This is a genomic window from Rhodococcus sp. IEGM 1305, assembly GCF_030058635.1.
Taxonomy (GTDB): domain Bacteria; phylum Actinomycetota; class Actinomycetes; order Mycobacteriales; family Mycobacteriaceae; genus Rhodococcus_F; species Rhodococcus_F opacus_D.
Map to the genome: position 1 here is coordinate 26,809 of NZ_JASHKX010000038.1, position 13,320 is coordinate 40,128.

The 13,320-nt window shown below is 62.6% G+C and carries 8 protein-coding genes and 4 pseudogenes; 1 reads left to right on the forward strand and 11 read right to left on the reverse strand.

Annotated features, from left to right (window positions below; genetic code table 11):
- Positions 1–591: 591 nt before the first annotated feature.
- The 9 genes and pseudogenes from QM693_RS31305 to QM693_RS31345 all read right to left on the reverse strand — a co-directional run bounded on the left by QM693_RS31305 (position 592) and on the right by QM693_RS31345 (position 9,335).
- Positions 592–1,077 (reverse strand): cytochrome P450, encoded by a 486-nt coding sequence (locus QM693_RS31305; RefSeq protein ID WP_283354264.1) that lies wholly within the window; start codon positions 1,075–1,077, stop codon positions 592–594.
- The gene (locus tag QM693_RS31310; RefSeq protein WP_283354265.1) at positions 1,064–1,705 is read right to left on the reverse strand and encodes a cytochrome P450 family protein; all 642 of its coding nucleotides are present in this window, start codon (positions 1,703–1,705) and stop codon (positions 1,064–1,066) included. Before QM693_RS31310 ends, QM693_RS31305 begins: the two co-directional genes overlap by 14 nt.
- A 582-nt stretch (positions 1,706–2,287) precedes the next feature.
- Positions 2,288–2,476, reverse strand: a pseudogene (locus QM693_RS31315) (MinD/ParA family protein); the annotation flags it as partial.
- 679 nt (positions 2,477–3,155) lie between these two features.
- A pseudogene (locus tag QM693_RS31320) lies at positions 3,156–4,203 on the reverse strand (acetyl-CoA C-acyltransferase); the annotation flags it as partial.
- 18 nt (positions 4,204–4,221) lie between these two features.
- Positions 4,222–4,455, reverse strand: a pseudogene (locus QM693_RS31325) (hotdog family protein); the annotation flags it as partial.
- A pseudogene (locus QM693_RS31330) lies at positions 4,447–4,684 on the reverse strand (acyl-CoA dehydrogenase family protein); the annotation flags it as partial. The pseudogenes QM693_RS31325 and QM693_RS31330, both read right to left, overlap by 9 nt.
- 316 nt (positions 4,685–5,000) lie before the next feature.
- On the reverse strand, positions 5,001–5,837 hold the full coding sequence (locus QM693_RS31335) for an SDR family oxidoreductase (protein ID WP_283354266.1): 837 nt from the start codon (positions 5,835–5,837) through the stop codon (positions 5,001–5,003).
- Positions 5,728–6,678, reverse strand: coding sequence for a DUF7064 domain-containing protein (locus QM693_RS31340; protein ID WP_502942685.1), 951 nt, complete (start codon positions 6,676–6,678; stop codon positions 5,728–5,730). Before QM693_RS31340 ends, QM693_RS31335 begins: the two co-directional genes overlap by 110 nt.
- A gap of 71 nt (positions 6,679–6,749) precedes the next feature.
- Positions 6,750–9,335, reverse strand: coding sequence for a PEP/pyruvate-binding domain-containing protein (locus QM693_RS31345; protein ID WP_283354268.1), 2,586 nt, complete (start codon positions 9,333–9,335; stop codon positions 6,750–6,752).
- Between the two features lie 97 nt (positions 9,336–9,432).
- Between QM693_RS31345 and QM693_RS31350 the strand changes: the two genes are divergently transcribed.
- On the forward strand, positions 9,433–10,257 hold the full coding sequence (locus QM693_RS31350; RefSeq protein WP_283354269.1) for a tyrosine-protein phosphatase: 825 nt from the start codon (positions 9,433–9,435) through the stop codon (positions 10,255–10,257).
- 199 nt (positions 10,258–10,456) lie between these two features.
- On the opposite strand, the gene QM693_RS31355 is transcribed toward QM693_RS31350, so the two are convergent.
- Both QM693_RS31355 and QM693_RS31360 read right to left on the reverse strand, forming a co-directional pair.
- Complete coding sequence (locus QM693_RS31355; protein WP_349307528.1) at positions 10,457–12,268, reverse strand: AMP-dependent synthetase/ligase; 1,812 nt, start codon at positions 12,266–12,268, stop codon at positions 10,457–10,459.
- Between the two features lie 85 nt (positions 12,269–12,353).
- The gene (locus QM693_RS31360) at positions 12,354–13,190 is read right to left on the reverse strand and encodes a mycofactocin-coupled SDR family oxidoreductase (protein ID WP_283354285.1); all 837 of its coding nucleotides are present in this window, start codon (positions 13,188–13,190) and stop codon (positions 12,354–12,356) included.
- Positions 13,191–13,320 lie beyond the last annotated feature (130 nt).

Below are 13,320 nucleotides of genomic sequence, written 5' to 3' on the forward strand. Positions count from 1 at the left end.
ACGGGCATTGTGATTTTCAGCTTGTTCGTCTCACAATGTAAGTGATCCACGACACGCCTGTCCAGACCCTTACGTGGAGCGCTTTGAGGGATAGGACCTCACCCCGTAGACGACGCCCGGACGGCTCGATAGGTTTCTGGGACGAATCAACTTAACCGGTAATTCGCCGGATCGCCGACGTCACGGTATTGCCACCGTACGTGGACCCGGCGGTGGTGGACTGACTACCAGCGGACTCGCCCATAGGATCCATCGGGTGCCGCCGAATCGTCACGACCATTCGCCGCTACCTGCAGAATCGCGAGCCACTAAGGTTGCGCCGTTCCGAACAGCCCCACCGATGATCACGAAGTGGCCCAGTTCGATCCGATCCCGGAACACAATGCCGACCTGCCCATCACTCGGCAGTTGCTGCACGACTCCGCCAAGGTCATGACCGGCGGCCGAGGACAGACGTCGCGACCCGGACGACTTCCGTCGACGCCGACCGAAACTCGGCCCTGCGACCCTTCGGCGCAGGCCTGCGCCGCGACCCGGCCGCCACTACCGCCGCGACCTTGCGCGACGTGTGCCAAACCGCCGGCGAGTGTGTCAGGATCGAGCTGCCGAAGGCCCGGCATCGAGGGGCTGGCCCGCACTGAAGCTGACGGGCAAAGTGAGCAGCGAGTTCAGAAAATTTGACTGCATACGCCGAGTGGGGCCGGCGACCTCGAGGTCGGGAACGCGCCGGATGAGCTCGTCTAGTGCAATTCGCAACTCGAGTCGAGCCAGTCCCGCCCCGAGACAGAACTTGGGCCCGCCGGCACCGAATGCGTAGTGACGGACGCGACCGCGGGTGACGTCGAACATTTCGGGCCGCTCATTCATTTCCGGATCGTAGTTTGCAGCAGCGAGCCACTGAACCACCTTGTCTCCCAAACGGATCGCTTTCCCCCCTATCTCGGTGTCGGACGTCGCGGTCCTTCGCATGTAGTAGACGGGTGACACCCAGCGCAGCATCTCTTCAACCGCCACACCGACCAATGCTGGGTCGGCGGTCAAGAGCTCCCATTGTTCGCGACGTTCAAGCATACTCATTACCCCGATACTCAACGTGTTTCGCGCCGTCTCGTTCCCGGCACCGATGAGCTGGATGACCATTCCGCCGATCGCCGCGGCGTCCATTGGCCCCGTCAATCTCGGCATGTGCGAGTACAGTGAGCAAATCGTCGCGCGGGTCGTCGCGGCGCAGATCGGCGATCTCGTTGACATAGGCGGAAATCTCCTCCAGAGCCCTCGCCGTTTCTTCCGCGCCTCCACCTCGCACCTCGGGATCTTGCGTTGCCACGAAGCGCAGACTCCAGTCGTGAAAAAGTGAGACTGATTCGTCCGGGAACCCCAGCAATTTGGCAATGACTACTATCGGAAGTGGAACCGCAATGTCGGCGACAAGATCGCATTCCCCGCGCTCGATGACGCCATCGATCAGCTTGGTCGTAAGGCTACGAATCTGCCCCTCGAGCGCCGACACTGTGCGAGGTACGAACGCCTTGCCGAGAAGGGAGCGAACTTGCGTATGCCTCGGCGGTTGCATGCCCAACAACGTCGTGCTCAGGGCCTCGAGGGGCGTCATGCCATCGGTCTCGTAATTGAGGTACCAGCTGCGGTCAGCAGAGAACAGCTCGAGCTGAGAGGCCACGGCAGCGATATCGCCAGCACGTGTCAACGACCAGAATCCTGCACCATCCTCCGCGCACTCGGCCCACTCCGGAGGTGGTGGATTCCAATGCACCGGATCATACTCGCGAAGCACTCTGAAGGCCTCTACCGGTGGGCCAGAAGCGAACTCGGATGTATCGGTCAGATCTACCAACTCCGGATCTGTAGTAGGTGAGGTCTCGTAGCGTTGAAGGATCGATGCAATCGCGGCGGCACTGGCTCGGCCCAACCTGGCGAACAGGTGATTTCAGGATCGTCGGCCGACCACCGACTACCGCGAGAGTTGAGCGTCGCCCCGAAGGCCCATGCCCGAGCAATTCGACCGGACCGTGGAAGTAAGCTGACGTCGCCTTACCCAAGTTCTTCGATTCCGTAGGCAACCGGCATCCTGGGCATCAAACTCGGACCACAGCCGTGAAGAACTCCCCACTCGATCGCACTCATCGCAGTAGGCCGAGTCCAGCCGAATCATTGACTGCTAGCTGCACTTCGATGATTTCGGGTGTGGTAATTTCGGGTTGCGATCATGAACTTGTCCTTACGTAGGATGCGTGTCGATCCGGTACGGCTCGAACCCGTCGGCGGCTAGCTAGCGCCATTCCGCGACAGCGTGCCTGCCTGCCGACTCCGGCAAGTCGTCCGCGACCATCGCCGCGAGTTCAACGAACGCCTTCCGCGTCGCTGGGCGAAGCAGATTCAGATCCACCACCGAACCCTCGGCGAGGTGCTCGTCGAACGGCACCATCTTCACGGCCCGGCACCGGCGCAGGAAGTGATTGGCCGCGGTACCGGGAGGTCCGATAAACGGTGGATCCGGCCTGGTATCGGTTACTTGATGCGTCCCTCGAAAGTGATCGCCAAGGCATTCAAGGCAGGCTTCCACCTCATCGCCGATCGTGCCCTACCCCGCCCTCTGGGGTCCAGAGCCCGGGTCGCGAGAAGAGACACTTCAAAGTGAACCGCCCCCGCTTCCCGGAGACATCCGAGCCAGGTTTGATCCTGGATAGATGGAGGAGGATGTCGCTGTGGGGACGAGGAAGTATCCGCCGGAGCTGCGGATCGTGCGGTGCGGTTGTATCGGGAGTCGGAGCCGTCGGACGCGAAAAACGCACTCGCCCCCGGTAACACATCTTTGACACGGCGCAGCTCCGCGTTCTCCTTCGCCAGCCGCCGATACTCCTCCAACATCGACGTCGACGTCCGATCGTCACGCTCGCCGTGATCAGCCTCGGCCCGACGGATCCAGTACCGCAACGCCTGCACGTTCAACTGCTCGGCCAGCCGCCGGATCACCGGCCTGAGATCGACCCGACCCGGTGGGGGTCACGAGGTTCATCGACGCCCATGACTTCTTCCCGATCTTCTCTCGTATTCCGGGTCCTGTATATCGCGTCATCGACCTATTACGACTGGCGCGCCCGTGGCGCCGATCGGGTGGCCGCGCTAGATCTGAGCTAGATCCCGGCCCCGTTAACGTTCAGGCGGTCCCGGTCCTCGAATCCTCGTTCCTTCAGAACGCCGAGCACCTGGCGCGCGAAAGCCTCGTTCAGCTCGATCAGCGTGAAGTCGTCGAAGCTCGCGCCGGTCCTGCGGAACAGCTTCGACGCGGCCGCGACCGGCCCGAGCCTCATCAGTCCCGGTTCGCACCCGGCAGCGGCCCACCCGGTGAGGAAACCCATCGGCTCCGAGCCCGAGTTCGCCGAGTTGATCCTCGGCGATGACGAGCATCGACGACGCCGCGTCATTCTGCTGACTCGCATTGCCCGCGGTGACGACACCGTCCGGTAGCGCACTGCGCAGCCGCGCCAGCAACTCCGCCGTGGTGTCGGGACGGATACTCTCGTCCCGCGAGACGACGGAGAGCTTGCCCATGCGATCGGTTATCTTGACCTCGATCACCTCGTCGTCGAACTTGCTGGCCTCCCAAGCCGCGTGGGTCTTGGCGTGGCTCTCGGCCGCGAAGGCGTCGGATTCTTCCCGTCTGATTCCGCACCGCGACGCGACGTTTTCCGCGGTCTCGATCATTCCGCTGATCCTCCTGAACCGCCATTCCTGCCGGGAGCGCTCCCGCCCGCGGTCGAGACGGTCGTAGAGGTTGAGGGATCCCGCGCGGGTGCCCAGCGGGCACCGGTGGTGTAGTGCTCGATGTTGCTCATCGACTCGACACCGCCGGCGAGCACGACGTCAGCCGCGCCGGTCTGCACCATCATCGACGCCGTCACGAGGGCCTGCAGGCCCGTGCCGCACCGGCGGTCGGTCTGCAGGCCGGCAACGGAGACCGGCAACCCTGCCTGAAGGGCGGCGCACTGTCCGATACATGGGGCCTCGGAGTTGGCGTACGACTACCCCATCACGACGTCTTCGATGAGGATCGGGCTGATCCCGGACCGCGCCACGGTCTCCTTGAACATTTGGCGGCCAACGTCTCTGCCGGGACGTCGCGCAGGGCGCCGCCGAAACGGCCGACCGCGGTACGGACGGGGCGACCAGTGCTGCTCTTCGCATGTGTTCTTTCCTTGTGTCTCAGGCAACCACGACGCGGACGGTTTCGGCGACGCACGCCGGCTTGTCCGCACCCTCGATCTCGATGGTGTATTTGACGACCACTTGCGCGCCCTGCTTCGTGTGCTCGAACGACACGATCTCGCCACCGGCCCGCACCTTCGCCCCGACCTTCACCGGCTGGGGGAAGCGAACCTTGTTGAGACCGTGGTTGATCACCAGCTTCACGCCGTCGACCCGCATGAGGTCGGCGAGCATGGCCTGCACCAACTGGAAGTCACCGAGCGGGGTGCCGCCCCTGCTTCGTGATCGCCGCGAACGACACGGACTCGTCCGGCGCCCGCTGCGCGCTACCGACGACGAGGGCCGCGATGTGCACCCGGCCCCGGGCGAGCGACGTCATGGCGGCGCGGTAGCCGGCCTCATCCCTGCCGCCGACTAGAGCCGATTCGGGGATGGTGACGTCGTCGAACCCAACTTCCGCATCCAGGCGGCGCCTCCAACGGACACACGAAGATCGCCGGCAACAGAAGCTGCGCAAGAGCCTGACCCCGCTGACGAAGACGATCGTGGTCCCGCGTTCGATCGCGCGCGGGACCACGATCGCGTCACCGCAGCAGCGGTATTCACCCCTTCCGGCCTGGATGTACTTCTCAGCTGCCGCCGTTCTGTACGCCGTCAGCCAGCAACACCGGATCGGCGACGTTTCTCATACCGTCACCGTGCCACACCGGCTTGAAGCCACCTGTTGTTCACCCCAGGGCCGTTGAGCCAAAAGGACTGAGGAGACAGATGCAGTATCAATGCGCCGCGCCGCGCGGCCGGATGGTGATTTCGTTGATTTCATAGGGCTGTTCGATAACATCTGTCAGCACCCGCGCCAGCTGGTCCGGGGCCAATGAAGGCTGGCTGCGCAGGTCCTCCCTCAGTAAGTCTGTGTCGATAACCCCAGGATTGAGAAGGCAAACGCGTACATCCGTGTTCGTAGTCTCCGCCCGGATCGATTCCGCAAGCTGCGCAACAGCCCACTTGGTCACCGAGTACATGCTTCCGGGACGAGTGATGGTGCCTGCGACGGATCCAATCAGGATCAATTGTCCCGAACTCCTGAGCAGGTGCGGCATCGCCCCTCGAGCGGTCAGCGCTGTCCCTAGAACGTTCGTGCGGACCATGTCTGCCCACTCACTGGGATGCAGACCACGATCGGATACGAAGGAAGTTGTGCCGGCCACCCCTGCATTGGCGATCACAAGATCGATCCGTCCCCAGCGCTCTGCGACCAATGCCATCGCATTGTCGATTTCGGACCATACTGAGATGTCAGCGCTGACGGCCAGTGCAGACTCAGCGCCCAAATCTGCAACCAGAGCATCGAGGCGACCTGCGTCGCGGGCAACCAACGCGACCTTGAACCCCATGTCCACGAGGGCTCGCGCGGTCGCGCGACCGAGCCCCCCCGACGCACCGGTCAGAACCGCGACGCGCGACTCCGACCGGTTGCCGGGAACGCCTGGGTCCGGGTTCGATTCAGTGGACACGGCGAATGTAGCCGTATTCCGATTGCCCGAAGCCGACCTTGCCGTCGCTGGTGCGGAGTCGAAGGATCTCGTCGAAGGCGGCGAAGGTCGGCCCTTCACGCCGGGGCAGTCCGATCGGGCACCATCCGCTCCATAACCGCTCTTGGCCATCGATGATCAATTCGCGCCCGTCGGCAAGCTCGTAGCGTGTCTCGATCGCGAATCCTGCTGCGTCCTTGGGAATATGGACCTCGCGTACCGCTACCACACCGTTGTCGTCGACGAGACCACCGCCGGCCCGGGCGATACCGTCCGGATGCATATGTTTGATGACCGCGATTTCGAAATCGTCGAAGGTCGCCCACAGGTAGTAGTACTCCGGGAATTGCACCGAGTCGTCACGGTATCCCCACGTACGTGTGCGGTACCCGGTGGCATTCAGATCGATTGTCTTCCCTCGGAACGTGAGGGTGCCCGTCATCGAAAGCGGGTGCTGGAAGTGCTGCAACGGCTCTTGGTCGCCATACTTCGGAATCGATCCACCCGGACCGAAGTTGATCGGCTGACGCCGCGCCGTGAGTGTGAGGTCGCCTTGGACCTCGGGATGGGTGACCTTGACCGACCCCTTGAGATCGAACTCGATCGACTCACTCATGAACCGGTCCGACCGAGCAGGCAGCTCTTCCCTGAGATCGAACTGCTGACCACCGACGGAGAGGTTGAGCTGCGCTTTCGTGGTCGGGTGGTTCGGTGACGAGTTCCAGTGGAAGAACCCGTAGATCTCCTGGTCCTGATCCCAGAACGCGAGATAGGCGTGGTCCTTCCACGGCGGAGCGCCATCCTCGATGGTTGCCAGCGCCGGGTAGCTGTTGGGACCCCACACCGGGTCGCGCTCGTAATGCTCGGCCAATGCCTCATCGTGCTGGATGGAGGCCGTATCTGACGGTGCCAATATTCTCACTCCTTCTGTCGACTTCTGGAGTCGTGGTTGGGAATCTTGTTCGCGGTTTTCCGGTCAAAGGAAGCAGTGGGTCAGGAGTCCAGTATTTCGACGAGGCCGGTCGCGCCGTTGACGCGGATGAGATCCCCGGTCTTGATGCGGAGGCTGGCAACCTTCGTGTTCACCACACAGGGAATTCCGAGTTCTCGGGCCACCACGGCGGTGTGACTCATCACTCCACCGATATCGGCAACGAGGGCCGAGGAAAGGAAGATGAGCGGTGCCCAGGCTGGATCGGTGTCTCTCGCAACGAGAATCTCGCCGTCCTCCACGCGGGCATCGGCAGGATTGAGTACGACGCGTGCCCGCCCCTCCACTACTCCGGGGCTGGCCGGTGTTCCCTCGAGGCTACTCAAGGCCTCAGCAGCGGTTGCATCGAGCGGTTCCGGTATGCCCTGCCACGCGTCGGGCAGCTCTATCTGCTCGTACCGGCGACGCAATATCTTACGTTCGGCTACGACAGCTTTCGAATTCTCAGGACCGGTTTTGAGCTCATCGAGTGTCAAGTAGAATACGTCCTCGGCGTCGTTCAGCTTCCCCTCCTGTGCGAGTAGGGCACCCAACCGCCGAGCCGCCGCACGGACAACGTCGAGGCCCTGCAGGAACGAGACCTTCGAAACCCCTCGCATGGGCAGGTAATGGGCCGCCAACGCCAAGCCAAACCTGCCCGGTATCCGATGTGTGGATGCCAGCTCGCTGAGCAGACGCCGCTCGAGTTCCCTGCGCTTGTCGGCACGCTCGGAGTGCATTACACGCGGGTCTTCGTCGTCCGGTCGTTGCCGGTACGCACCGAGTTGCTGTTCGATCATCGAGGGGTCTTCTCTCCACGAGTGATTCGACAGCTCGCCTTCCCTCCAGCCGTGATAGCCGTGCCGGCGAATGAACTGCTCGAGTGTCAGCTCTCGGCGCGAACACGCCCAGAGGTCGTCCACGAGCGCGGATTCCTCGTGTCCGCCGTAGCCTGCTACCAGCTCGTGCGGGTTCACCGAGGTCCCCTTACACAGCCACCGGATGACTCGGCTCAGCGACTGGAAGGCACCTTGCGTGAGATTCACTTGCAATGCCAGCGACCGCTGGAATCGGTCGACACCTTCGGCAAGTATGTCGACGGCGCGCGCCCGATCGGCCGTTGCCAGTTCACTCACCGCTGCCGACCAGAACTTCCCGACCTCGGTGCGGTTCTGACGCATGCGTCGCGGAACCACCAGGAACGGAAGTGGTAGGCGCGGTATGGCACGGAGGCGATTACGCTGTCGCGCCCGGGATGTCAGGGTGTCTGGCAGCGATGAGAAGAACTGCCCGATAATGGCCTCCCCACTCAGCCCGGGCACCCGGTCGGCCCACGAGGCATAGTAGTCCAGCCGGAGTGCTGCCCGGCCGTAGAACAGTCCGACGACCCAGTCTTTGGAGTCGGCCGGAATCTTGGCTTCCTCCTTCGTCAGCGCGCCGATGAATCGGTAGTGATTGCGGTTGGCGAACTCTGACACCGGGAGCCAGACCGAAGAGGTAAGCGGTGTGGAGACCCCGGGAATTGCCTCTTGCATATTGGTGATCGTCCAGAGGCCGTCACGGCCGGCGGAGCCGTGAAAAAGATTCGTCTCCCCTGGATCGAGCGGGTCGTTGTCGAGATGGACCGCTCCGTTCGGGTCGTTGTCGAGGCGGCTCCAGACCGTCTCGGGCCGGGCCTGCAACAAGTAGAGGCGCCGCCTCCCGTCCCCATCCGCGGCGATAGCCCACTCGATGTCCTGTGCGATCCCCTGCGCTACCTCGACTCGCATGCCGATCGCTGCAAGTTTCCGTGCCTCATCGTCGCTGATCGCGGGTCGCCGTCCCGCTTCTTCGGTCACCGGACGCACAACCGGTCGGCCCACCTCAGTGTCGAACACGTGCGCCGCGTCCTTCACACGGATGTCACTGCGGACATCACTCGTGCTGCGGTCGACCCAAAAACTGTCGGAGATGACATCGCCCCTGACCACACCCTCGGCCAGACCCAGCGCGGCCTCCACATATACCGCAGACGAGTTCCCGGTTGCGGGGTCAATCGTCATCATTACGCCACCCGCCTGAGCGGGGACCATCTGCTGAACCACCACGGCCATCGCCAGCCCGCCGAGTTCGTCATCGAGTCGGCGGCGGTAGCTGATCGCCTGCGCGGTGTACAGACTGGCCCAGCAGCGAGCAACGTGGTCGAGAACATCGTCGGCGCCCCGCACCCATAGGTAGGTCTCCTGTTGTCCGGCGAACGAGGCGTCCGCACGGTCCTCTGCGGTTGCGCTCGACCGCACCGCGACGGAACTGTTGCCGTCGGCGATCGCGGCGTAACGCTCGAGAATTTCGGCCCGCAGTTCCGGGGCGATCAGGTCCGCGCTGAAGTGTTCGGCGATCTGTTTGGACGCCAGCTGCAGTTCCTCGACGGTTTTCGCGCTGGCTGCGATGCGGTTGAACTCGTCGATCAGGTCCGGGCTCACGCTCGCACGGTATGCCGCGGTCGTGATGACGAATCCGGGTGGAACATCGAGTTCCAGCCCCCAGAGCATGCCAAGCCCAAGCGCCTTCCCACCAATCTCAGGGGCCTTGTCCTGAGAGCACTCACTGAGTTCATATGTGAACTGCATCGGCCACCTCGTCGACTTCCGTTCAGGTTCACCGGCGCGTCCGAGCCGGTTACGATCTATTTTTAAATAACTCGTCTCAATATAGAAGGGGTATGCGATGCCGTCAACGAATTCGTCACATTCCGCCCGCACACCAGGAGCTTCCATCGGCACACCCGCATCCGGCTACCCCGGCGGACCCGCCCGTTTCACGGCTTATACATCACACTTGTGCAATGCTCGCGACCTTGGAGGCCTGCCGACCACCTCCGGCACAGAGACGGTCCACACCATGCTGATACGTAGCGCGAATCCGTGCCTGCTCACCGCCGCCGAAGTGGATCTGCTCGTGGACGGACTGGGGATCCGCACCAGGATCGACCTTCGTGCCCCCAGGGAAACGATCATCAACCCGGGCAGCTGGACCCGTCGGCCGGACGTGAATTCCCACGACTTGCCGTTTGCCGAAATCGAGCCGCCGGGTGAGGGAGGAGACCCGGCCGAGCAGATTGCCTCGTCCTACCTCATCTACCTACTGCGCTCCATCGATGCAGTGATCCGGGGCATCGAACTCATCGCTCGACACGACGCCGCGGCAGTTCTGATCCACTGCGCTGGAGGTAAGGACCGCACCGGGATCATGGTCGCCTGTCTCCTGGACGTGCTCGGAGTCGAGCACCGTTCTATCGTCGAAGACTACGCCCGATCTGCCAACGAACTCGCTCGAACCCGCCGCGAGCTGGCTCGCCTGACTCTGTATCAGCAGCGGATCGGAGCAATCGCCGACCGTTGGGGTGGTGCCGCACCGGAGGTCATGTCGGCCTTTCTACGCCGCCTCGGCGCAGAGCACGGTGGCTCGGCAGCACTGCTGAGGGCGCACGGTCTCAGCAGCGAAATGGTCGACGCTCTTCGTTCCCGCTACCTCACCACCACGATGAGGTAGCGGGGACGATAGGTCGAGTGCCGTTACCGCAGGAATGAATCCCAGCACGGACGATGCGCACCCTGATCGCAGCCCGCCGCTCGAGCCGGCCCCAGCGGGAATCGCAGCGTCTGGCGAGCTGACGATCAGTGAAATTCGAAATGACTGTTTTTCGAGTAATCGACCAACACATCGATATTCACGAATTCTGCACTCCACCCTAGCGGTAAAGTGATTCGATCTGGGTCGCGTACTTGTCGTGGACAACGCGACGCTTGAGTTTTCCCGTCGGCGTCAGTTCGTCCCCGTCAGGCGACCACACTTCGGGAACGATGACGAACTTCTTTAGTTGTTCGTTGCTGTTCATCCGGCGATTGGCCCGATCGACTGCTAGACCGACCTCGTCCAACACCTGAGGATGCCTCGCCATGTCCTCGAGGCTCGTACCCTGTAAGCCGTACCGATCGACCAACCGCGGTAGTGCCTCAGGCTCGAGCGTGATTAATCCTGTGACGTAACGCCTGCCATCGCCGATGGCGACGACCTGGCCGATCAGTGAGCTCTCCGCCTTCACTGTGGACTCGATGAATGCCGGCGACATGTTCTTGCCGGACGAATTGATGATGAGCTCTTTCTTCCGGTCGACGATCGTGACGAACCCGTCACCGTCGATCCTGGCGATGTCACCCGTGTACACCCACCCCTCGCCGTCGAGGGCAGCCGCTGTGTCTTCGGGTCGGTCCAGGTAACCCCGCATGTTCATCTCAGACCGTGCCAGAAGCTCACCATCCGGCGCCAACTTCAATTCAACACCCGGCAACGCCCGTCCCGCGGTGCCGGTCTTGAAATCGTCGACCCGATTGAAGATGTTCTGCCCGGTCTCGGTCGAACCGTAGGCCTCGAGTAGCGGCACGCTGATCGCCCGGAAGAAGTAAACCAGTTCAGGTGCTGAGGGAGCCCCACCAACGAACGCAGACCGAAGGCGGTCCAGCCCTAGATTCTTCAGGATGGGCGAGAACTCTGCCACAGACGCCTCGTGGAATGAGAGCTGCTCGGGAGTCAGCTCCTCGACCTCGGGGCCGCTTGCGCGATCGTCACGTCGGCCCCTGCGCATGCCGATCTCGATCACGTTGCGCAGCATGTCCCGCCGCGGCTCGGGTTCCGCCTCGACTAGCGTCTCGATTGCGGCACGCAGTTTCTCGAACACGCGGGGAGTTGAGAACAGTGTGTCGGGACGCGCGTCGAGCATGCACTCATTCAACCGTGAGATGTCAGGGCACTCGGTCACGGTCGCGCCGTGGACCAAGGATCCGTACAGGGCGTTGGTGCGCCCACCAGAGTGCGCCAGCGGCAAGAACGATACGATCCCGACGCGCGACAGCGGGATGGACTCCTCCAAGGCACGCAGCTGCGACATCACCCCGTGGTGCGTCCATTCAACCGCCTTCGGTTTCCCAGTGGTCCCGGACGTGAAGATGAGTGTGGCCAAGTCGTCCTCGCCAACCTCGGCGCGACGAGCCGCGAGATCGAACTCAGTATCCGTGGCGCCGTCCCTCTCGAGTTGCGCCAGCCCATCCGCAGAGTCGACACCTGCGACGACGAGCTCGACTCGTTTTCCTACGAGGTCGAGCGCCTGGGTGGCAGGTTCGAGGAACGCGACGTCAGTCACCACAATAGTCGCCTTGGCGGTGGAGACTTGATAAGCGATCTGCTCGGGAGAGGAACTGTTGAAAATCGCGAAGGGCACCGCACCGAGATGCGTGGCGGCGTGGTCGAGCAGGTGACACTCGATGGTATTAGGCAACAGTATGGCGATGCGGTCACCCGAGGAGAGTCCGCGTGCAGCAAGTCCTGCAGCGAGATCCCTCACCCGACGTTCGGCCTCGTACCAGGTCAACGCTACGGCGTCACCCAGGGACCGAAACGCGACTTGGTCACCCCATAGTGCAACCGCTCGTCCGAATGCCGCGGGAACGGTGCGCTCCCGCGCAGGCTTTGGCACCGTATCAGTAGAATCTGAGGTCACCTGCACTCCTAGAATTATCGACGTAGACGGCTGTCGTGGTCACTGTTCGATCGATCGTGTCGTGGCGCTCACGCGACAGTGGCGAGCTTGATCACAGGCTTCCGCCGGCGTCCACCACTAGGGTCTGTCCGGTGATATAGCGCCCGGACTCCCCCACCAGATGCAACACCGTTGCGGTGATGTCGTCGACGTCGAGCGCGGTGATTCGCATCTTGTTGAGTGTGCGCGCGGCTACAGCGAAGTCCTCGCGGGTCGGTGCCTCGAGATCCGGCCGGAACAGTCGGTAGGTCGCGTCGTTCAGCACCATGTCGGTGGCGACTGTCGTCGGATGGATCGTGTTGACACGAACCTTCTTCGAGGCAAATTCGGAAGCCATAACCCGCATCAGCGCCACGACACCCGCCTTCGCTGCCGCGTAATGTGCCGTGTTCGCGTTCGCCACTATCGATGCCAGCGAACTGATCATGACAACCGAACCTCCACGCCCGCTCTCCAGCATCGTGGGGACGGCGGCGCGGGCGGTATTCCACACACCGGTGAGGTTGACGTCGAGCATGGTGCTCCACGCCTGTGGACTCATGTCCAACGTGGGTGCGGGACTAGAGATTCCGGCGTTGGCTATAACCATGTCCAGCCGACCGAACCTCGCGACACCTTCGCGTACCGCGACCTCCATCGACGCCAGGTCCCGAACGTCGCCCTGGGTCGAATATGCCTGCCGTCCGGTCGCTTCCACCAGACGCACAGTCTCCTTCAGGTCAGCGGGGGTCGCCAACGTATACGGCACCGACTCGATGTCCGAACAGATGTCGACGGCGATGATATCGACCCCACGCTCGGCTAGCCGTACAGCGTGATTACGCCCCTGCCCGCGCGCCGCTCCAGTAATGAAGGCCACCTGGCCGGTAAGGTTCCGGTCAAGACTCATTGATGAACCACCCTTCACGCCACCGAATGCCATCTGACGACGGCCTCCGCCGTCGCGCGGATCGCTCACGCAGCGATAATCTATAATTGAGTTTACTCGTCTCAAAATATTATGGGGCCACTCTCTCGAC